Raw genomic sequence first — 20,262 nt, 5'->3', positions numbered from 1 at the left:
GGCTCCCAGTAGACGACTGGGTTGATAGGCCGGATATGGAAGCCCTGTGAGGGGTGGAGTTGACCGGTACTAATAGGCCGAGGGCTTGTCCTCAGTTGCTCGCGTCCACTGTGTTGTTCTGAAACAACGACCCCAACCCCTGTATGTCGGGGGTTGGTGCGGTTGACAGTTTCATAGTGTTTCGGTGGTCATAGCGTGAGGGAAACGCCCGGTTACATTCCGAACCCGGAAGCTAAGCCTTACAGCGCCGATGGTACTGCAGGGGGGACCCTGTGGGAGAGTAGGACGCCGCCGAACAATCATTCCGAAAAGACCCCCTCCCGTCCGGGAGGGGGTCTTTTTGCATTTCCCGGAGAGCGGGCAGAAGGCTTTTGGGCCTGCCCGGCTGAAGGGGTGGGCGCCGTCAATATGTCGCTAAAACCGCATGATCAGTGCACTGATCAGCGGAAAATCGCCGCTCACGCCGTAGTCTCGAAGGGAAGGGGAACAGGTGTCCGGGGGTGGCCCCCGGGCAGAGCCGGATCAAGAATGGTGCTCATGGGACGAGGCAGGCTGCGCATCTACCTTGGGGCGGCCCCCGGGGTCGGCAAGACGTACGCCATGCTCGCCGAGGCGCACCGGCGACAGCAGCGTGGCACGGACGTCGTGGTGGCGTTCGTGGAGGACCACGGCCGGCGGCGCACCGCGGAGCTCGTCGACGGGCTGGAGGTCGTACCGCGCCAGCAGCTGGTGCACCGGGAGGCCGCGTTCACCGAGATGGACGTGGACGCCGTCCTCGCCCGCCGCCCGCAGGTGGCGCTGGTGGACGAGCTGCCGCACACCAACATCCCCGGTTGTCGCAACGCCAAGCGCTGGCAGGACGTCGAGGAACTGCTGGCGGCCGGGATCGACGTGATCTCCACCGTCAACATCCAGCACCTGGAGTCGCTCGGCGACGCCGTCGAGGGCATCACGGGGGTGCGCCAGCGCGAGACCGTCCCGGACGCGGTGGTGCGCCGGGCCGACCAGATCGAGCTGGTCGACATGTCGCCGCAGGCGCTGCGGCGGAGGCTGGCGCACGGCAACGTGTACGCGCCGGAGAAGATAGACGCGGCCCTGGCCAACTACTTCCGCCCGGGCAACCTGACCGCGCTGCGCGAGCTGGCCCTGCTGTGGACGGCCGACCGGGTCGACGAGTACCTGCAGAAGTACCGGGCCGAGCAGGGCATCGAGGGCACCTGGCAGGCCCGGGAGCGGATCGTGGTGGGTCTGACCGGCGGCCCCGAGGGGGCGACGCTGATCCGCCGAGCGGCCCGGATCGCGGCCCGAGTCTCCGGCGGTGAACTCCTCGCCGTCCACATCTCCCGCTCGGACGGGCTCTCGGGCACCGGCTCCCCGCAGACGCTGATCGAGCAGCGCGCCCTGGTGGAGAGCCTCGGCGGCTCCTTCCACGCCGTCCTCGGCGACGATCCGGCCGCCGGGCTGCTGGACTTCGCCCGGGGCGTGAACGCGACCCAGATCGTGCTGGGCACCAGCCGCCGGCCGGCCTGGCAGTACCTCTACGGGCCGGGCGTCGGCACCACGGTGACCCGGGAGGCCGGGGACATCGACGTCCACATGGTCACCCACGAGCACGCCGGGCACGGACGCGGACGGTTGCCGGTGCGCCGGATCACCGACCTGGGACGCCCCCGCACCATCGCGGGCTGGCTGATCGGGCTGGCCGGTCCGCCGGTGCTGGCGCTGGTGCTGACCGCGATCGGCGGGCTGGGCCTGTCCACCGACATGCTGCTGTTCCTGTCGCTGACGGTGTGCGCGGCGCTGGTCGGTGGCCTGCTGCCGGCGATCGGGTCGGCGCTGGTCGCCTCCTCGGTGCTGAACTACTACTTCACGCCGCCGATCCACACCTTCACCATCAACGAGCCGCAGAACATCATGGCGGTGGCGATATTCACCGTGGTCGGCATCTCGGTCGCCTCCGTGGTGGACCTGGCGGCCCGACGCACCCACCAGGCGGCCCGCAGCCAGACGGAGGCGCAGACGCTCAGCGCGCTGGCCGGCACCGTGCTGCGCGGCGCGCCGAACGGGGACGGGGTGCTGACCGCGCTGATGGAGCAGGTCCGGGAGACCTTCGGGCAGGAGAGCGCCGCGCTGTTGGAGCGCCCGGAGCCGCTCGGCCCCTGGGTGCCGGTCGCCACCGCCGGGCCGCGCCCGCCGGAGCGGCCGGAGGGAGCCGACGTGGACGTCCCGGTCGGGGACAGCCTGGCGCTGGTGCTGCGCGGCCGGGTGCTGCCGGGGGCGGACCGGCGCCTGCTCGGTGCGTTCGCCGCGCAGGCGGCCGTGGTGCTGGAGCGCCGCCGGCTGGCCAGGGAGGCCGCCGCGGCCCGCCGGGAGGCGGAGGGCAACCGGATCCGCACCGCCCTGCTGGCGGCCGTCTCGCACGACCTGCGCACTCCGCTGGCGGGGATCAAGGCGTCCGTCAGCTCGCTGCGGGCGGCCGACGTGGAGTGGGCGCCGGAGGACGAGGCGGAGCTGCTGGCCGGCATCGAGGCCGGGGCGGACCGGCTCGACCACCTGATCAACAACCTGCTGGACATGAGCCGGTTGCAGACCGGCACCGTCACCCCGCTGATCCAGGAGACCGACCTGGACGAGGTGGTGCCGTTCGCCCTCGGCGGGGTGCCGCCCGAGTCGGTGCGCCTCGACGTCCCGGAGACGCTGCCGATGATCCGGGCCGACGGCGGCCTGCTGGAGCGTTCGCTGGCCAATCTGGTCGAGAACGCCGTCAAGTACAGCCCGGACGGCGTCAAGGTGCTGGTCAAGGCCGACGCGCTGCGTCAGCCGGGCGGTTCCGGGCGGGTCGAGCTGCGGATCGTGGACCGCGGCCCGGGCGTGCCCGAGGACGCCAAGGAGCGGATCTTCGCGCCGTTCCAGCGCTACGGGGACGCGCCGCGCGGCGCCGGGGTGGGGCTCGGGCTCGCGGTGGCGCGCGGTTTCGTCGAGGCGATGGACGGTACCGTCACCGCCGAGGACACCCCCGGCGGCGGCCTCACCATGGTCGTCAGCCTGCCCGCCGCCGAGCGGCCGCCGGAACTGGGGGAGGCGTCCGGTGACGGGCACGATCCGCTGTCGCGGCTGATCACGTGACGGCCGGTGGCGTGCCGTTCCGGCCTGCCGTTCCTCGCTTCCGCAAGTCGCATGTTCAGCAAGTCCCACAGTCCGTAAGTCCTGTAGTCCGCAAGCCCCACAGTCCGTAAGTCCGACAGCCCTGAAAGGCGGAGCCCGTAAATGACCCGGGTCCTCGTCGTGGACGACGAACCGCAGATCGTCCGCGCGCTGGTGATCAACCTCAAGGCCCGCAAGTACGAGGTCGACGCGGCCCATGACGGCGCGAGCGCCCTGGAGCTGGCCGCCGCCCGCCATCCCGACGTGGTCGTCCTCGACCTGGGCCTGCCCGACATGGACGGCGTCGAGGTGATCCGCGGCCTGCGCGGTTGGACCAGGGTGCCGATCATCGTGCTGTCGGCCCGGCACGCCTCCGACGAGAAGGTCGAGGCGCTGGACGCCGGCGCCGACGACTACGTCACCAAGCCGTTCGGCATGGACGAGCTGCTCGCCCGGATGCGCGCCGCCGTACGCCGCGCCGAGCCGGTCGCGGGCGAGGACGACTCGCTGGTCGTCACCGAGAGCTTCACCGTCGACCTCGCCGCCAAGAAGGTCAACCGGGACGGCACCGACGTCCGCCTCACCCCGACCGAGTGGCACCTGCTGGAGGTGCTGGTCCGCAACGCCGGCCGGCTGGTCAGCCAGACCCAGCTGCTCCAGGAGGTGTGGGGCCCCGCCTACCGCACCGAGACCAACTACCTGCGGGTCTACCTCGCCCAACTGCGCCGCAAGCTGGAGCGCGACCCCTCGCACCCGCGCCACTTCATCACCGAACCGGGCATGGGCTACCGCTTCGAGAGCTGACCCCCAGGGCGCCCCCGGTGGCCGTACGGCCTGCCGCCGGGGGCGCGGAAACCGGTACCCTTCCGACATGAGTGGTGACAACAGCAGCGACCAGCCGCAGGGGCGCTTCCGCCGCATGCTCAGCCGGCTGACCTCCTCGGCCGAGGAGCTGCAGGCCGAGGAGCTGCGCCAGGAGAGCGCGGCGGAGTCGGGCTGCACGCCGATCGCCGGCTGCGCGGACCGCGAGCTGGTCACCGTCGCGGGCACGCTGCGCACGGTGACGCTCCGCCCGCGGGCCGGGGTGCCGGCCCTGGAGGCCGAACTCTTCGACGGCACCGAAGCGCTGGACGTGGTCTGGCTCGGCCGCCGCTCGATCGCGGGCATAGAGCCGGGCCGCCGGCTCGTCGCCAGCGGCCGGATCAGCCACGCACGCGGGCGCCGCGTGCTGTTCAACCCCCGCTATGAGCTGCGTCCGGTCGGACACGGGAGCGAATGAGCGTGAGCAACCAGCCCGGCGGCGAGTCCGCCGCCCAGCTTGACCTGGCCGCGAACCACCACGCGCCGCCCGGTCCGCACGGACCCGAGGCCGCGGCCGACGCGGCCGTCCGCGGGGCCGTCGCCTCCAGGGAGGCCGCCGACAGCGCCCAGCAGGCCCTCGGCGGCGTGCCCGGCACGGTCGACAGCGAGGCCGAGGAGGCCGCCCGCAAGGCCGCCGCCTCCAAGGAGGCGGCCGACACCATCCTGCAGGCCTTCGGCGGCGTGCGCGGCATGATCGACATGACGCTGCCCGGCCTGGTCTTCATCGTCACCTTCAACATCACCCACCAGGTCAGCTCCGCCGCCTGGGCCGCGCTGGGCCTGTGCGCGGTGTTCGTGGTGACCAGGCTGGCCCGGCGGGAGACCGTCCAGCACGCCTTCAGCGGGGTGTTCGGCGTCGCCCTCGGCGCCTGGATCGCGATGAAGAGCGGCCGCGCCGAGGACTTCTACCTGCCCGGCCTGCTGTGGAACGTCGGTTACTGCATCGCCCTGGCAGTCTCCGCCCTGGTGCGCTGGCCGATGATCGGGGTGATGCTCGGCCCGGTCACCGGTGAGATGTTCACCTGGCGCAAGGAGAACCCGGGCCGGTTCGCCGCCTACACCAAGGCGACCTGGGCCTGGGTGGTGATCATGGGCCTCAAGCCGGTGATCCTCTTCCCGCTGTACTTCACCCACAACGTCAACCTGCTCGGCTGGCTGAAGGTCGCCCTCGGCATCCCGCCGATGCTGCTGGCGATGTACGTCACCTGGCAGATCCTGCTCAAGGCGCCGCCGCCGATCAAGGCGCAGTTCGACGAGGACGAGGAGCCGGCCCGCTAGGGCCCGTCCGGCGGATCTCGTCGGCCGCACGCGACGGGCGAGGGCCCGCACCCCTGGTGGGTGCGGGCCCTCGCCCGTGTCCGGTCGAGCCTTCGGCCCTACTGGGCGCCGGAGGACGCCGACAGCAGGTCCTCCAGCTCCTCCTCGCGCTCCTGCGCGGCCACGAAGAGCAGTTCGTCGCCGCCCTCCAGGGTGTGGTCCTTGCCCGGCACCAGCACCCGGCCCTCGCGGATGATCGTCACCAGTGCGGTGTCCTGCGGCCAGGCCACGTCGCCCACCCGGGTGCCGACCAGCTCGGTGTCGGCGGCCAGGGTCAGCTCGACCAGGTTGGCGTTGCCCTGGCTGAAGCGCATCAGCCGGACCAGGTCGCCGACGCTGACCGCCTCCTCGACCAGGGCGGACATCAGCCGCGGCGTGGAGACGGCCACGTCCACGCCCCAGGACTCGTTGAAGAGCCACTCGTTCTTCGGGTTGTTCACCCGGGCGACCACCCGCGGCACCGCGTACTCGGTCTTGGCGAGCAGCGAGACGACCAGGTTCACCTTGTCGTCGCCGGTCGCGGCGATCACCACGTGGCAGCGCTGGAGCGCCGCCTCGTCCAGCGAGGTGATCTCGCAGGCGTCGGCCAGCAGCCACTCCGCCATCGGCACCCGCTCCACCGAGATGGAGTTGGGGTTCTTGTCTATCAGCAGGACCTCGTGCCCGTTCTCCAGCAGCTCGCCCGCGATCGAGCGACCCACGGCACCGGCCCCGGCAATGGCGACCCGCATCAGTGACCCTCCTCCTTCGGCCCCTGCGCGAACGCGGCCTCGACCGCCGTCAGGTCGGCCCGGCGCAGCATCACGTGCACCAGGTCGCCTTCCTGCACCACCATCTGGGGCGAGGGCAGCACGCCCTCGCCGAGCCGGGTGACGAACGCCACCCGGGCGCCGGAGGCCTCCTCCAGCACGCCGACGCGGTGGCCGACCCAGCCCGGGTGGTAGGCGACCTCGGCCAGCTGGACGCCGCCGCTCGGGTCCTGCCACAGCGGCTCGGCGCCGCTCGGCAGCAGCCGGCGCAGCATCTGGTCGGCGGTCCACCGGACCGTCGCCACGGTCGGGATGCCCAGGCGCTGGTACACCTCGGCACGGCGGGGGTCGTAGATCCGGGCCGCGACGTTCTCCACGCCGAAGTTCTCCCGGGCCACCCGTGCGGCGATGATGTTGGAGTTGTCGCCGCTGGAGACGGCGGCGAACGCGCCGGCCTCCTCGATGCCCGCCTCGCGCAGGGTGTCCTGGTCGAAGCCGACGCCGGTCACCCGGCGCCCGTTGAACCCGGCGCCCAGCCGACGGAACGCGGTCGGGTCCTGGTCGACCACGGCCACCGAGTGGCCCTGTTTCTCCAGGGCTCTGGCGAGGGCCGAGCCCACGCGACCGCAGCCCATGATGACGATGTGCACCGGCGCTACCTCACCCGTCCCGTAGGGTTCTTGACCTGCGCAAACACCGTTCATCTCCCTTTCCCGCCCGGCTTCCCTGGGCGAGCGTTCTCGTGGGGCGCCGACTCACAACGTGAGTGTTGCCCGCCGACTCGTATCCGACACGCTAGCCGGTCCATAGAACGCAGTCGCGACGAAGGGGGGGACAAACGGCGGAGCCCGGCCCGGGAAGCCCCTACGATTCCTTAACGTGCCTATGCCGACTGACCTACCGAAACGCATCCTGATCGGGCGCGCCCTGCGCAGCGACAAATTGGGCGAAACACTTCTGCCCAAGCGGATCGCGCTGCCCGTCTTCGCCTCGGACGCGCTCTCCTCGGTCGCGTACGCCCCCGAGGAGATCCTGCTGACGCTCTCCGTGGCGGGTGCCTCGGCGATCCACTTCTCCTGGCAGATCGGCGTCGTCGTCGCGATCGTGATGCTCGCGGTGGTCGCCTCCTACCGGCAGAACGTGCACGCCTACCCGAGCGGCGGCGGCGACTACGAGGTCGCCACCGTCAACCACGGGCCCAACGCGGGACTCGTCGTCGCCAGCGCCCTGATGGTCGACTACGTGCTCACCGTGGCCGTCTCGACGACCTCGGGCGTCGCCAACGTCGTCTCCGCCGTCCCCGCGCTGCGCGGCCACGAACTGACCCTGTCGGTCATCGTCGTGGTGGTGCTGATGGGCATGAACCTGCGCGGCGTCCGGGAGTCCGGCACCGCCTTCGCCGTCCCGACCTACGCCTTCATGATCGGCGTCGTCGGCATGGTCGGCTACGGCTTCGTCCGGCACTTCCTGCTCGGCCAGGACATGCCCGCCGAGAGCTCCGGCTTCCACCTCGCCGCCACCCCCGGCAACGACTCGCTGGCCGGATTCGCGATGGTGTTCCTGCTGCTCAAGTCGTTCTCCTCCGGCTGCGCCGCGCTCACCGGCGTGGAGGCCATCTCCAACGGCGTGCCGGCCTTCCGCAAGCCCAAGAGCCGGAACGCCGCCACCACGCTGCTGATGATGGCCAGCATCGCCGTGGTGATGTTCATGGGCATCATCTGGCTGGCCCGCCTCACCGGCGTCCAGATGGCCGAGCACCCGGCCGAGCAGCTCGTCGGCGCCTCGCCGGACTACCACCAGAAGACCGCGCTCGCCCAGATCAGCGAAGCCGTCTTCGCCAACTTCACGCCCGGCTTCTACTTCGTCGCCGCCGTCACCGGCCTGATCCTGGTGCTCGCCGCGAACACCGCCTTCAACGGCTTCCCGGTGCTCGGCTCGATCCTCGCCCAGGACCGCTACCTGCCGCGCCAGCTGCACACCCGCGGCGACCGGCTGGCCTTCTCCAACGGCATCATCCTGCTGGCGATCGCCGCGATCCTGTTCGTCATCGCCTTCGACGCCGACCCCAACCGGCTGATCCAGCTCTACATCGTCGGCGTCTTCGTCTCCTTCAACATGAGCCAGTCCGGCATGATCCGGCACTGGACCCGGCTGCTGCGCACCGAGACCGACCCGGCCAAGCGCCGCCACATGCAGCGCAGCCGGGCGATCAACACCTTCGGCCTGGTGATGACCATGGCCGTGCTGATCGTCGTCCTGGTCACCAAGATCAGCCACGCCTGGATCGCGATCGCCGCGATGGTCGTGCTGTTCGTGATGATGAAGGGCATCCGCCGCCACTACGACCGGGTCTCCGAGGAGCTCATCGCCGCCGAGGAACCGGACGACGTGGTGCTGCCCACCCGGGTGCACGCCATCGTGCTGGTCTCCAAGCTGCACAAGCCCGCGCTGCGCGCCCTCGCCTACGCCAGGCTCGCCCGCGCCCACACCCTGGAGGCCGTCACCGTCAACGTCGACCCGGCCGACACGGCGGCGCTGCGCCGGGAGTGGGACGAGCGCGGCATCGAGGTGCCGCTCAAGGTGCTGGACTCGCCGTTCCGCGAGATCACCGGGCCCGTCCTCGACTACGTGAAGAACCTGCGTCGCAGCAGCCCGCGCGAGGTGGTGTCGGTCTACATCCCCGAGTACGTGGTCGGCCACTGGTACGAGCACCTGCTGCACAACCAGAGCGCGCTGCGGCTCAAGGGGCGGCTGCTGTTCAAGCCCGGGGTGATGGTCACCTCGGTGCCGTGGCAGCTGGAGTCCTCCGAGCGGCGCAAGCCGCAGAAGGCCTGGTCGGCGCCGGGCGCCGTCCGGCGTGGCGAGCCGCGGGCGCCGAAGGCCGTAAAGTCGAAGGTCCCCGTTATGCCAGACGCCACCGCTGACAGCAGCAAGGACTCCGCCCAGTGACCCGCAACACCCCGTCCCGCTCCTCCGGCTCCTCGGGCAAGGGCGCCCGCAAGGGCGGTGCCAAGCCCGGCAAGGTCGCCCGGCCGCGCTGGGGCAAGCCCGTGCGCCCGGCCGCCACCGACCGCGACGGCTTCACCGCGCAGACCGCGCCGCTCGCGCCGGGCGAGCCTGCTCCCGCGCGTCCGGCGGAAGCCGACACGGGGAAGCCGAAGGCCGACCGTACGCAGAAGACCGACCGTGCCCAGAAGGCCGAACGCTCCAAGGACGGTGCGCCGAAGGGCGACCGTGCGCAGGGCGCTCGCGCTCAGGGTGCCCGCACGCAGGGATCCCGCCCGCAGGGGGAGCGGCCGCGCAAGCAGGCGGTGCGGCCGCCGAAGGCGCCGCGCGCCGCGCCGCGGGCCGCGCGGCCCGAGACGCCGTCCGGCGATCCGCTGGCCGGTCAGCGCTACGAGGTCGAGGTCGGCCCGGTCGCGCACGGCGGCGGGCACTGCGTGGCCCGGCACGAGGGCCGGGTGCTGTTCGTCCGGCACGCGCTGCCCGGCGAGAAGGTGGTCGCGCTGGTCACCGAGGGCACCTCCACCTCCCGGTTCCTGCGGGCCGACGCGGTCGAGATCCTGGAGCCCGCCAAGGAGCGGATCGCGCCGCCGTGCCCGTTCGCCGGGCCCGGCAAGTGCGGCGGCTGCGACTGGCAGCACGTCACCCCGGGCGGGCAGCGCAAGCTCAAGGGGCAGGTGCTGACCGAGCAGCTGGCCAAGCTGGCCGGGCTCACCCCGGCCGAGGCGGGCTGGGACGGCAGCGTCGAGCCGGTCGGCGGCAAGCTGCCGGCCGGGCAGGTGCCGGCCTGGCGCACCCGCGTGCAGTACGCCGTGGACCAGGAGACCGGGAAGGTCGGCCTGCGCAAGCACCGCTCGCACGAGGTGCAGCCGGTGGACCGCTGCCTGATCGCCGCCGAGGGCGTCACCGAGCTGGGCGTCGAGAGCCGCGACTGGCCGGGCATCGCCTCGGTCGAGGTGGTCGCCGCGACCGGCTCCTCGGACCGCCAGGTGGTGCTCACCCCGCGCCCGGGCGCCCAGCTGCCGCTGGTCGAGCTGGACAAGCCGGTGTCGATCGCCCGGGTGGACGAGCAGGGCGACGTGCACCGCGTGCACGGGCGCGGCTTCGTGCGCGAGCGGGCGACCGGGCGGACCTGGCGGGTCAGCAACGGCGGCTTCTGGCAGATCCACCCCGAGGCGCCGGACACCCTGGTCGACGCCGTCCTGGACGGCCTGGACCCGCAGTGGGGCGAGAACGCGCTCGACCTGTACTGCGGCGTCGGCCTGTTCGCGGGCGCGCTGGCCGACCGGGTCGGCGAGGAGGGCGCGGTGCTCGGCATCGAGTCCGCCAAGCAGGCCGTGGCCGACGCCCGGCACAACCTGGCCGCGCTGGACAACGTGCAGATCGAGTGCGACCGCGTCGAGACGCTGCTGCCGCGCACCGGCATCACCGCCACCGACCTGATCGTCCTGGACCCGCCGCGCTCGGGCGCCGGGCGCGAGACCGTCGCGCTCCTGGCCGGCCTGGAGGCGCGCCGGATCGCGTACGTCGCCTGCGACCCGGCGGCACTCGCCCGGGACCTGGCGTTCTTCCGCGAGGGCGGCTACCGGCCGGTCTCGCTGCGGGCCTTCGACCTGTTCCCGATGACGCACCACTTCGAGTGCGTGGCGATCCTGGAACCGATCGGGACGTGACCGGCGGCCCTCCGGGGTGCTGACGGGCGCTGACGGGTGCTGACGGGCTCTGACCGTGGTCGGGGGGAGCCCGACGGCGCTGGGAGTCCGGCGCTGGGGGTTCGGCGGAGAAGACGGCAGAGGAGGCGGTACCCGTTCACGCGGGTGCCGCCTCCTCTGCCGTTCGGGTGCGGGACGGTCAGGGCCCGTTGTGCTCCTCCTCGTCGGCGCTGTGCGGAAGGTCGATCCCGTGCTGGGCGGCGAGCCGGAGCAGTCCGGCGATCCGGCCCTCGTACGCCTGGACGCCGTCGGCGTCCCCTTCGGCCCGGGCCGCCGCGAGGTCCCGGCGGGCCTGGGCGAGCTGCTCGCGCAACTCCTGGTCGAACATGGCTGTCATTGCCGGCCTCCAGACCGGTCGGTGCCGCTCCGCGGAACGCTCAGGAGAGTTCAGAGTCCCGGAAGGTGAAGAACTCTTCAAGTCTCGCTCGCCCCGGCGGGCCGGCGTCGGGCGGGGTGGCCTCGGAGGGGCCGGCGTCGGGCGGGGTGGCGGGTACGGGCCGGGCGGTCGGCGGGGTGCGGGTCAGGGAGTGGTCAGGGGGACGCAATGCGCCGGTAAAGGCCGGTGCCGGTACCGCCGTTCGGCCCTCGGAGGGGGCTTGACGAGGTGATTCGCGCGGGGCGAAGGTGAGCGGCCGACATGTCATGTGTGCTGTTGCACAGCCACCGCCGGGGCCGCACCCTCCCGCCCGGAGCGGTCGGCCGGGAGGGTGCGGCCCTTGCGTGAGGGGGAGGGTCATGGAGCTGGAACTGCGGCACCTTCGCGTGCTGTGCGCCATCGCCGACACCGGGAGCGTCGGCAGGGCCGCCGTTCTGCTCGGCGCCTCGCAGCCCGCGACCAGTACGCAACTGCGCCGGATCGAACGCCACCTGGGCGCGCCGCTGTTCGAGCGCACGGCCGCGGGCGTCGCGCCGACCTGCTTCGGCGTCGAGGTGGTGGCCGCCGCGCGCGACCTCCTCACCCGCGCCGACTGGCTCGGCCGCCGCCCGGCGGCCCCCGGCGGGCCGGCCCTCCAGGAGCTGCGCCTGGCCGCGACCATCTCGCCGATCCTGCCCGGGCTGGTCACCAGGGCCCGGCACCAGCGGCCCGACCAGCGTTTCACGGTGACCTCCGTCTACCGCTCGTCGGACATCGTCGACCTGCTGGAGCAGGGCGACGCGGAGGCGGCCGTGGCCGTCGACTACCCGGGGCGGGAGCTGCGGCACTCGCCGGCCGTCGCGCACCGCGGCATCGTCACCGAGCCCGCCTTCGTCGCGCTCCCGGCGGGCCACCGGCTCCGGCACCGCACCGAGATCGCCCTGGTGGACCTGGCAGAGGAGGACTGGTTCCTCACCCCCGACGACGGGGCCGGCTGGCACGGCGTGTTCTACGGCGCCTGCGCCGCGGCGGGCTTCACCCCGGCGACCGTCCACGAGTTCCTCGGCGGCCGGCTGGAGCTGCAGGAGATGATCGCCGCCGGGCTCGGGATCTCCGTCGTCCAGGCGACCACCAGGCCGCTCGCCGAAGTGGTCGTCAAGCCGCTCGCCGGGACGCCGATCTGGGTCCGCCACCTGCTGGCCTGGCGGGCCGCCGGGGTGAGCGGCGAGGTGGTGGAGACGCTGTTCGGCGCGGCGGCCGCGGCCTACCGGGACCTGATCGCCAACTCGCCGACCTTCCAGGCCTGGGCGGCGCGGACGTACCGGCCGGTCCGGCCGTAGGGGGATCGGGTCCGGAGGTGGGGAGGCCGGGTCCGGCCGCCGGTCCCGGTGGGGCGGTGTTATGCCCGCCGCAGTCGATGTCATATGACCTGTGACATTGTTCTGGCGGGTCGCCCGATGGCAGGATCACGTCGACTTCCCCCACGCCTCGGCAGTCGTCCAGCCACCTCCCCCACAGGAGAAGGACCCAGCAGTGCGCCTTCGCATACCTCTCCCCACGCTCATGGCCGGCGTCGTCGCCGGCTGTGCCACCGCAGCCACCCTGTTGCCGGTCCCCGCGCTCGCCGCGTCCGGACCGGCCGCCCAGCCGTCGGCCGGCGCCCGGTCGTCCGCCGCCGCCCCGGCGACGGCCGACGCCGCGTCGGCCCTCCCGAAGCCGCTGGGGGCCTTCCTCGCGGCCGATCCCTCCGAAGCCGTCGCCCCCGCCGCCAAGCCGCTGCCGCCGGCGCTGCTGGGCCAGGTCGTGATGGGCCAGCCGGCCGGCACCGCCGTGCAGACCGCGCCCCGCCCGGCCCAGCCGCACGCGCCCGCGGCCAAGCCGGGCAGCTCCGCGGCTCAGCCGGGCACGTCCGCCCGCGCCGCCGCCGGTACGGTCCGCGCCGCCGCGCCGAGCTGCACCCCCGCCGACTTCGGCGGGCGCAGCGGTGCCGACCTGGTCTCCTTCCTCGAGGGCTCGACCACGGACTGCGTCAACACGCTGTTCAACGTCACCGGCACCGACGCGGGCAGGATCTTCAAGGAATCCCAGATGCTCACCGTCGCCAACGCCTACCAGGGCCTGGCGGCGAACTACACCGGGGACAACTCCACCGGCATCCTGCAGCTCGTGCTCTTCCTGCGGGCCGGGTACTACGTCCAGTCCAACAACGCGGACGCGGTCGGCCCCTACGACGCGGCGCTCACCAGCGCCTCCAAGGCCGGGCTCGACGCCTTCTTCGCCGGCCGGCACTGGACCGACGTCACCGACAACAACGGCACCGTGCTCAACGAGGTGCTGGTCCTCACCGACAGCGCCAACCTGCAGGGCAGCTACCTGGGTGTCTACAAGCAGGTGCTGACCAGCTACGACAACTCGTACAACGCCTTCCCGAAGATGCTCAAGGCGGTCAACGCCGTGCTGTCCGCGCCGCTGTGGCGGGGCAACTGGAACAGCGACTTCGTCAGCGCGGTCGGCGCGGACCCGAGCATCGGCACCGTCCTGGGCGACTTCGCGCTCAACCACAAGGACCTGCTCGGCACCGCCAACGCCTACCTCGACGTCAACGCCGGCAACGACCTCGGCCGGATGGCCGGCGACGGCCCCGTCGTCGAGGCCGCGGTCAAGGGGAAGGTCAAGGCGGTCCTCGACGGCGCCCAGATCACCGGCGCCACCGGCCCGCTGTACGTCCACACCGCCTACCAGGCCAACGCCTTCGACCCCGGCCAGTGCTCGTACTACGGCACCTGCGACCTGCCGGCGAAGCTGACCGCGGCGGTGCTGCCGAACCAGCTGGTCTGCGACAACCGCAACATCCAGACCGAGGCGCTGTCGCCCGCCGACCTGGCCGCCGTCTGCACCAGCCTGCGCGGCGAGGACACCTTCTTCCACAACCTGGTGAAGGACAACGGTCCGGTCAACCAGTACGACAAGAACATCACCCTCGCGGTCTTCGCCAACCAGGCCGACTACCTGAACTACTCCTGGGCGATCTTCGGGAACTCCACCAACAACGGCGGCCAGACCGTCATGGACCCGACCGACCCGAACAACCACGCCGTGTGCGTCATGTACCAGAAGTCGTGGAACGACGGCTTCACCGGCAACGTGTGGAACCTCAACCACGAGTACACGCACTACCTCGACGGCATCTACGACATGAAGGGCAACTTCTCCACCGAGATCTCCGTGCCCGACATCTGGTGGATCGAGGGCGTCGCCGAGTACGAGTCCTACGCCTACCGCGGCACCACGGACACCCAGGCGATGGCCGAGGCCGCCAAGCACACCTACAAGCTCAGCACCGTCTTCCAGAACTCGTACGACAACTCGGACTCGGTGCGCACCTACCCGTGGGGCTACCTCGCCGTCCGGTACATGTTCGAGAAGCACCCGGCCGACATCCAGGCCATGCTCGGGCACTTCCGCACCGGTGACTACCAGGGCGGCTACGCGGTCTACAACGGCATCGGCACCGGCTACGACGCCGACTTCGACGCCTGGCTCAACACCTGCGCCGCCGGCGCCTGCTACGCGGCCGGCCCGACCGCGCTGTTCGACCAGGCCGTCAACGGAGCCACCGTCACGCTGACCGACAAGTCCGTCCAGACCGGCCCCGGCCAGATCACCGCCTGGCACTGGACCTTCGGCGACGGCACCTCCTCCGACCAGCGGAACCCGTCCCACACCTACGCCGCCGCGGGCACCTACACCGTCGCGCTGACCGTCACCGACAACACCGGTAAGACCGCCAGCACCCCGGCCTCGGCCACCGTCACCGCCGGCGCCGGCGGCGGCACCACCTTGCCGACCTGCACCGACCCGCGCACCGACGCGCTCGGTCAGAACTGCTCCCGGTCCAACCTCACCGCCACGGCCGGCGGCCTCGACTACCTGTACGTCTACCTGCCGGCCGGCGTTAGCACCCTGAAGGTCACCACCTCCGGCGGCACCGGCACCGCGTACCTGTACTACAACGCGGACACCTGGGCCTCGCCGAACGCCTTCACCGCCTCCTCCACCAACGCCGGCAGCACGCAGAGCATCACCGTCACCAACCCGACCGCCGGCTACCGCTACATCAGCCTCTACGCCAACACCGACTTCAGCGGGGTGACGGTCAGAACCCAGTTCTGATCCGGTCCTCCCTCGGCTCGGGCGGCCACGCCCGCGGCACCCTGCCGCGGGCGTGGCCGCCCGGCGTTCGCCGGGAGCCGCGTCTGTCGGGGGCGTATCCGTCGGGGCGCGTCTGCCGGGGATGCGTCCGCCGGGAGGCGCGTGGACGCTCCGTCCGGGGTGCGTGCGCCCTTGTTGTGCTAGCACTTAAGCGCTAGCTTGAGGTTCATGGGTAAGAAGCAGCTGAACGTCCGGGTGGACGCCACGACCGCGGAGATGGCCCGGGAACGGGCGGAGCAGCAGGGGATCAGCATGAACCAGTACATCGAGCGCCTGGTCCAGCAGGACATGGGCGAGGCGGGGCGGGCCTTCGTCGACGCCGCCGCCCAGTTCATGAAGGAGTACGAGACGGCCTTCCTGGCCGAGTTCGCGGAGCCTGGCGACCTGAAGGACGTGCGCCGTTGAAGCTGGAGGTCGACCTCTCGTGGCTGCTGATGACCGCCGAGCAGTACACGCCCGGTGACCCGCAGGTCACCGACTACGGGTCGTTGCTCGCGGCCGTCGCCCGGCACCAGGCCGGGATCTTCGACATCGACGTCTATCCCGAACCGCAGGACCGCGCTGCCGCCCTGATGCACCAGCTGATCCGGGTGCCGGCCCTGGAGAAGACCAACGAGCTCTACGCGACCGCCGTCGCCTACGCCTACCTCGTCGCCAGCGGCTGCACCGTCGCCACCACCGCCCGTGAGGTCCGCAGCCTCGCCCGGGCCATCCGGGAGGGGCGGCTCGGCGTGTCCGGGGTCGCCGAACGGCTGGCGGGGTGGGTCGTCGACGAGGCGGAGGGGGAGGGGGTCAGCGGGGCGGACGACGAGGACGACGACTGACCGGGTGGGCTCTCGCCCGGTCGCGTCGTCGTCCTCGTCGTCCTCGTCGTCCGTTCCCGGTCGCTCCGGTCGGCGCGGCTGGTGCGGTCGTCGGGCCGGTCAGCCGGTCGATCGGGCCGAGCGGCCGGTGGGGCCGGTGGGGTCGGTCGGGTCGGCCGGTCGTCGGGTCAGTCGCCGGGCTGGTCCGGGGCCGGCTCGGCGATCAGGGCCGTCGCGAACGGGCGGAAGCCCGCCCGGCGGTAGATCCGGGCGACGTCCTCGTCCGCGGCCGACAGGAACACCGTCCGCACGCCATTCGCCCGCGCGTGCGCGACCAGGGCCGCGGTGACGGCCAGACCCAGCCCGCGCCGCCGCGCGACCGGCAGCGTCCCGACCCCGGCCACCTCGGTGACCGCGCCCACCGGATTGTGCTGGCCCGCGCACAGCGCCGAACCGTCCTCCAGCGCGGCGGCGAGCACGGTGGCGCCGTCGGTGATCCGCCGCGCGATCCGCTCCACCGCGCCCTCCGCCGCCAACCGTCCGGCGGCCTCGGCCAGTTCGGTCGCACCCACGGCGCCCACGCCGGTGCCCGGGTCGGCGAACGCCAGATGCGGAACGGCGACCGCCGACGCCAGCTCCGGCGCGTCCGCGCCCAGCACCCCCACCCGCACCTCTTCCGGCAGCTCGGGCGCCGGGGCCGGCTCGTCCTGCGGGCCCAGCACCAGCAGCGGGTGCTCGTGCACCGCCAGCCCGGCCGCCTCCACCGCGGCGCGCAGCTCCGGACTCCGCTCGGCCACCCACTCGAAGGCCTCCGGCTCGCCCAGCTCCCGCTGGCGGGCCAGCACCCGGAGGACGTCCTCGGCGGTGGCGGCGGGGCCGTCGTGGCCGAGCGTGGGGCGGGCGTAGTAGGGCCAGCCCACGCCCTCGCGGACGAACAGGGTCAGCGGGCCGAAGTCCTCGGCCCGCGCTGCGCTGCGCGGCACCGCGTCGTAGTAGCGCTCGATCGCGTCGAGGAGGGAGTGGTCGGGGGCATGGTCGACAGAAGTCACGGCGTGCATCCAAGCAGGGGCGTCGGCGGTCTGCCACCGGATTGTTCCCGGGCTTCGCGCCGGGACGGTGACGGGCAGGGGCGCTGCGGGCGCCTGATTGTTGCCGAACGCTTACCGGCTCGCAGCGATCTTGTGCGTATACCGCGTGGCATGCTGATGCCTTTACAGCTCTGCCGAACGGGGACGGCGGACGTCCGCACTCGGCTCGGCAAGGGGGGAAGACAGGCCCATGAGGCTCTGCTTTCTGGTGGAGGAGCACTACCGGCACGACGGCATGCCGCTCGACGTGGCGCGCCAGCTCACCGCATGGGGGCACCGGGTGGACGTGCTGCGCCCCGGGGACTCGCTGATGGCGATCTCCGAGGCGATCCGGGCCGGCAGTCACGACGCCTGGGTGCTCAAGACCGTCTCCGGCGGGCCCGGGCTCACCCTGCTGGACGCGGCCGCCGCCGTCGGCCTCACCACCGTCAACGACGTCCGCTCCATCCGCGGCGTCCGGGACAAGGCGCTCGCCTCCGTCATCGCCAGCACCCGCGGCCTGCCCGTCCCCGTGACCTACGCCGCCGCTCGCTGGGAACGGCTCGCCGAGATCCCGGCCGCTGAGTACCCGCTCGTCGTCAAGCCGGCCGACGGCAGCTCCGGGCGGGCCGTCCGGCTCGTGCCCAGCCCCGACCACCTCCTCGACCTCGGCCCCGAACTCGCCGAGGAGGGGCTGCTGATCGCCCAGCCCTACGTGCCCAACTCCGGGACCGACCTCAAGGTGTACTGCGTCGACGGCGAGCTCTTCGCGACGGAACGTTCCTCCCCGCTCCACCCCGGGCAGGACGTCCGCGAACGGCAGGTCCCGTTGTCCGGGGAGGTCGCGCGGATCGCGGCGCAGGTCGGCGAGGTGTTCGGGCTCGACCTGTACGGCGTCGACGTGCTGCTCGGGCCGGACGGGCCGGTGGTCGTCGACGTCAACGACTTCCCGAGCTTCCGCCAGGTGCCGGACGCGGTCGCCAGGGTCGCCCGGGCGGTGCTGCGGCTCGCGCGCAGCGGGACGGCCGTGTCGGCGCCCGCGCCCGCACTGGTGCCGGCGGGCGGCGCCGGGTACGGACAACTGGGCTTCGGCGGTGGCGAGTTCGGTGGTGGCGAGTTCGGCGGGGCCGGATTCGGCGGGGCGATATGAGGATCGGCCTGATTGCCACCGACCTCGGCCACCCGGTGCTCGCGGCGACCGCCGCCCTGCTGGCGCGCCGGCATGAGGTGGTGGGCGTCGACCCCGCCGGGGCGGCCGGTGAGCTTGCCGACGTCTACCTGCTCAAGACGCATAGCCCTCAAGCCTTTTCGCTGGCAAAGGAGTTGGAGCGGCGTGGTGCGCCCGTCGTCAACTCCGCGGCGGCCACCGAACTCTGCCAGGACCGGGTGCGGATGGCCGAACTCGCGCGCGCGGCCGACCTGCCCTTCGCGGCCACCCGCGACGCCGGCCGCCTCGCTGAACTCGCCGATCCTGCTTATCCGTTCGTCGTCAAGAGTCGGCACAGTCGGCGCCACGACCTGGTCGCCCGGGTCGACGACCCGGCCCGGCTGCGCGAACTCGCCGCGCGTTGGCCCGACGAACCTGTCGTCACCCAGCCGTTCGTCCCGGGGACCGGCTGGGACCAGAAGCTGTGGGTGATCGACCGGCAGGTGTTCGCCGCCCGGCGCCGGTCCGAACTCGCCGACGACCAGGAGGTGCCGGGGCTGGGGCAGGGCTGGGAGCCGCCCGCCGAACGGGCCGCCCTCGCCCTGCGCGTCGGCGAGGTGTACGGGCTCGACATCTACGGCGTCGACCTGCTCGACGGGCCCGCCGAACCCGTCATCGTCGACGTCAACGCCTTCCCCGGCATCCGCGGCCGCCCCGGCGCGCCCGAGGCGCTCGCCGCCCTCGCCCTGCGCGTCGCGGGGGAGCACGGGCGCGCCGCGCAGGGGCGGGGCCGATAGGCCGGGCGGGGCCGTCGGGCCCGGGGCGGGCTCGGTGGGGTCGGCGGGCCCGGCGGGGGTCGGTGGTGCCGGTAGGGGCGGAGGTCGGGCGGGCCGTCGGGCCGGGCGGGGTCGTTAGGCTGGCTGCTCAGGGCCACCGGGCCACCGGGCCAGCGAGACCCCGGGGCGCCCGGGGACCCGCGAGACCCCGGGAGCCCGGGAGCCCGGGCCGAACGGCGAGAGAAGACGGAACGTTGCTGCAGGACATCGAGCACTACCTGGCCTGCCCCCACTGCGCGCAGGCCCTCACCCGGCACGAGCGCGCCCTGCGCTGCCCCGCCGGTCACAGCTTCGACCTCGCCAAGCAGGGTTACGTCAGCCTCCTCGCCGGCGACGCCCACACCGGCACCGGCGACACCGCCGAGATGGTCGCCGCCCGCGCCGACTTCCTCGCCGCCGGCCACTACCGGCCCATCGCCGACGCCCTCGCCGAGGCCGCCGCGGCCGCCGACCCCGAAGGCCTCGTCGCCGACCTCGGCGCCGGCACCGGCCACTACCTGGCCCACGTCCTCGACGCCCTGCCCGGCCGCGTCGGTGCCGCCCTCGACATCTCCAAGTTCGCGCTGCGCCGCGCCGCCAAGGCCCACCCCCGGATCGGTGCCGTGGTCTGCGACGCCTGGCGGCCGCTGCCGCTGCGCGGCGCCTCCGCCGGGCTGATGCTCAACGTCTTCGCCCCGCGCAACGGGCCCGAGATCCGCCGCGTGCTGCGCCCCGGTGCCACCCTGCTGCTGGTCTCGCCCACCGCTTGCCACCTGCGCGAACTCGTCGACGCACTGGGGCTGTTGTCGGTTGACGAGGAGAAGCAGCGGCGGATCGACGAGAAGCTCGGCCCCTACCTGACCCCCGCCGGGCAGCGGCAGGTCGAGTTCACCTTGCGGCTCGGCCCGGACGACGTGCGCACCGTCGTCGGCATGGGCCCCAGCGCCTGGCACACCGACCCGGACCGCCTGGCCGCCGCGCTCGCCGACCTGCCGGACCCGGTCGAGGTGACCGCCTCCGTGACGGTGGCCGCCTACCGGCGCTGAACGTCGGGGCGCGGGCCGGGTACGGCCGCCA

General features: G+C 72.7%; 17 protein-coding genes and 2 rRNA genes. 15 read left to right on the top strand and 4 right to left on the bottom strand.

Annotation, left to right across the window (positions count from 1 at the left end):
* The 6 genes from ACIPLC_RS05200 to ACIPLC_RS05175 form a co-directional block, all read left to right on the top strand.
* Positions 1 to 93, top strand: a 23S ribosomal RNA gene (locus tag ACIPLC_RS05200); the annotation flags it as partial.
* An 87-nt stretch (positions 94 to 180) separates the two neighbouring features.
* A 5S ribosomal RNA gene (gene rrf / locus ACIPLC_RS05195) occupies positions 181 to 297 on the top strand.
* Positions 298 to 537: 240 nt separating this feature from the next.
* Positions 538 to 3,126 carry an ATP-binding protein gene (locus tag ACIPLC_RS05190; RefSeq protein WP_400471227.1) on the top strand — a complete coding sequence of 863 codons (2,589 nt, stop codon included), beginning with the start codon at positions 538 to 540 and terminating at the stop codon, positions 3,124 to 3,126.
* Between the two features lie 141 nt (positions 3,127 to 3,267).
* The gene (locus ACIPLC_RS05185) at positions 3,268 to 3,948 is read left to right on the top strand and encodes a response regulator (protein WP_033351413.1); all 681 of its coding nucleotides are present in this window, start codon (positions 3,268 to 3,270) and stop codon (positions 3,946 to 3,948) included.
* Positions 3,949 to 4,015: 67 nt separating this feature from the next.
* Positions 4,016 to 4,423, top strand: a complete 408-nt coding sequence (locus tag ACIPLC_RS05180) for an OB-fold nucleic acid binding domain-containing protein (RefSeq protein ID WP_063347599.1) — start codon at positions 4,016 to 4,018, stop codon at positions 4,421 to 4,423.
* A 2-nt stretch (positions 4,424 to 4,425) separates the two neighbouring features.
* A complete protein-coding gene (locus tag ACIPLC_RS05175) occupies positions 4,426 to 5,283 on the top strand; it encodes a DUF3159 domain-containing protein (RefSeq protein ID WP_400471225.1) in 858 nt (285 codons plus the stop codon).
* 98 nt (positions 5,284 to 5,381) lie between these two features.
* On the opposite strand, the gene ACIPLC_RS05170 is transcribed toward ACIPLC_RS05175, so the two are convergent.
* Complete coding sequence (locus ACIPLC_RS05170; RefSeq protein ID WP_400471223.1) at positions 5,382 to 6,053, bottom strand: potassium channel family protein; 672 nt, start codon at positions 6,051 to 6,053, stop codon at positions 5,382 to 5,384.
* A complete protein-coding gene (locus ACIPLC_RS05165; protein WP_400471221.1) occupies positions 6,053 to 6,721 on the bottom strand; it encodes a potassium channel family protein in 669 nt (222 codons plus the stop codon). Before ACIPLC_RS05165 ends, ACIPLC_RS05170 begins: the two co-directional genes overlap by 1 nt.
* A gap of 229 nt (positions 6,722 to 6,950) precedes the next feature.
* On the opposite strand from ACIPLC_RS05165, the gene ACIPLC_RS05160 reads away from it, so the two are divergent.
* On the top strand, positions 6,951 to 9,020 hold the full coding sequence (locus tag ACIPLC_RS05160) for an APC family permease (protein ID WP_400471219.1): 2,070 nt from the start codon (positions 6,951 to 6,953) through the stop codon (positions 9,018 to 9,020).
* A 431-nt stretch (positions 9,021 to 9,451) separates the two neighbouring features.
* The gene (locus ACIPLC_RS05155; protein ID WP_400471251.1) at positions 9,452 to 10,747 is read left to right on the top strand and encodes a class I SAM-dependent RNA methyltransferase; all 1,296 of its coding nucleotides are present in this window, start codon (positions 9,452 to 9,454) and stop codon (positions 10,745 to 10,747) included.
* Between the two features lie 178 nt (positions 10,748 to 10,925).
* Here ACIPLC_RS05155 and ACIPLC_RS05150 read toward each other — a convergent pair whose 3' ends face one another.
* Positions 10,926 to 11,123 (bottom strand): hypothetical protein, encoded by a 198-nt coding sequence (locus tag ACIPLC_RS05150; RefSeq protein ID WP_400471217.1) that lies wholly within the window; start codon positions 11,121 to 11,123, stop codon positions 10,926 to 10,928.
* A gap of 398 nt (positions 11,124 to 11,521) precedes the next feature.
* Here ACIPLC_RS05150 and ACIPLC_RS05145 point away from each other — a divergent pair, with 398 nt between their 5' ends.
* The 4 genes from ACIPLC_RS05145 (at position 11,522) to ACIPLC_RS05130 (ending at position 16,177) form a co-directional block, all read left to right on the top strand.
* Positions 11,522 to 12,481, top strand: a complete 960-nt coding sequence (locus ACIPLC_RS05145) for a LysR family transcriptional regulator (protein ID WP_400471215.1) — start codon at positions 11,522 to 11,524, stop codon at positions 12,479 to 12,481.
* A gap of 193 nt (positions 12,482 to 12,674) precedes the next feature.
* Positions 12,675 to 15,314, top strand: a complete 2,640-nt coding sequence (locus ACIPLC_RS05140) for a collagenase (RefSeq protein ID WP_400471213.1) — start codon at positions 12,675 to 12,677, stop codon at positions 15,312 to 15,314.
* Between the two features lie 207 nt (positions 15,315 to 15,521).
* The gene (locus tag ACIPLC_RS05135; RefSeq protein ID WP_063347592.1) at positions 15,522 to 15,758 is read left to right on the top strand and encodes a toxin-antitoxin system HicB family antitoxin; all 237 of its coding nucleotides are present in this window, start codon (positions 15,522 to 15,524) and stop codon (positions 15,756 to 15,758) included.
* A complete protein-coding gene (locus ACIPLC_RS05130) occupies positions 15,755 to 16,177 on the top strand; it encodes a fic family toxin-antitoxin system, toxin component (RefSeq protein WP_400471211.1) in 423 nt (140 codons plus the stop codon). The genes ACIPLC_RS05135 and ACIPLC_RS05130 overlap by 4 nt, the downstream gene beginning before the upstream one ends.
* A gap of 167 nt (positions 16,178 to 16,344) precedes the next feature.
* Here ACIPLC_RS05130 and ACIPLC_RS05125 read toward each other — a convergent pair whose 3' ends face one another.
* The gene (locus ACIPLC_RS05125; RefSeq protein ID WP_400471209.1) at positions 16,345 to 17,205 is read right to left on the bottom strand and encodes a GNAT family N-acetyltransferase; all 861 of its coding nucleotides are present in this window, start codon (positions 17,203 to 17,205) and stop codon (positions 16,345 to 16,347) included.
* 229 nt (positions 17,206 to 17,434) lie between these two features.
* Here ACIPLC_RS05125 and ACIPLC_RS05120 point away from each other — a divergent pair, with 229 nt between their 5' ends.
* From ACIPLC_RS05120 to ACIPLC_RS05110, 3 genes are all read left to right on the top strand, one after another.
* On the top strand, positions 17,435 to 18,373 hold the full coding sequence (locus tag ACIPLC_RS05120; RefSeq protein WP_400471207.1) for a RimK family alpha-L-glutamate ligase: 939 nt from the start codon (positions 17,435 to 17,437) through the stop codon (positions 18,371 to 18,373).
* Positions 18,370 to 19,167 carry a RimK family alpha-L-glutamate ligase gene (locus ACIPLC_RS05115; protein ID WP_400471205.1) on the top strand — a complete coding sequence of 266 codons (798 nt, stop codon included), beginning with the start codon at positions 18,370 to 18,372 and terminating at the stop codon, positions 19,165 to 19,167. The genes ACIPLC_RS05120 and ACIPLC_RS05115 overlap by 4 nt, the downstream gene beginning before the upstream one ends.
* A gap of 233 nt (positions 19,168 to 19,400) precedes the next feature.
* Complete coding sequence (locus ACIPLC_RS05110) at positions 19,401 to 20,231, top strand: putative RNA methyltransferase (RefSeq protein ID WP_400471203.1); 831 nt, start codon at positions 19,401 to 19,403, stop codon at positions 20,229 to 20,231.
* Positions 20,232 to 20,262: the final 31 nt, after the last annotated feature.

The sequence above is a fragment of the Kitasatospora sp. NPDC086801 genome, assembly GCF_044745805.1.
GTDB lineage: Bacteria > Actinomycetota > Actinomycetes > Streptomycetales > Streptomycetaceae > Kitasatospora.
This window is presented reverse-complemented; position numbering and strand designations above follow the sequence as displayed.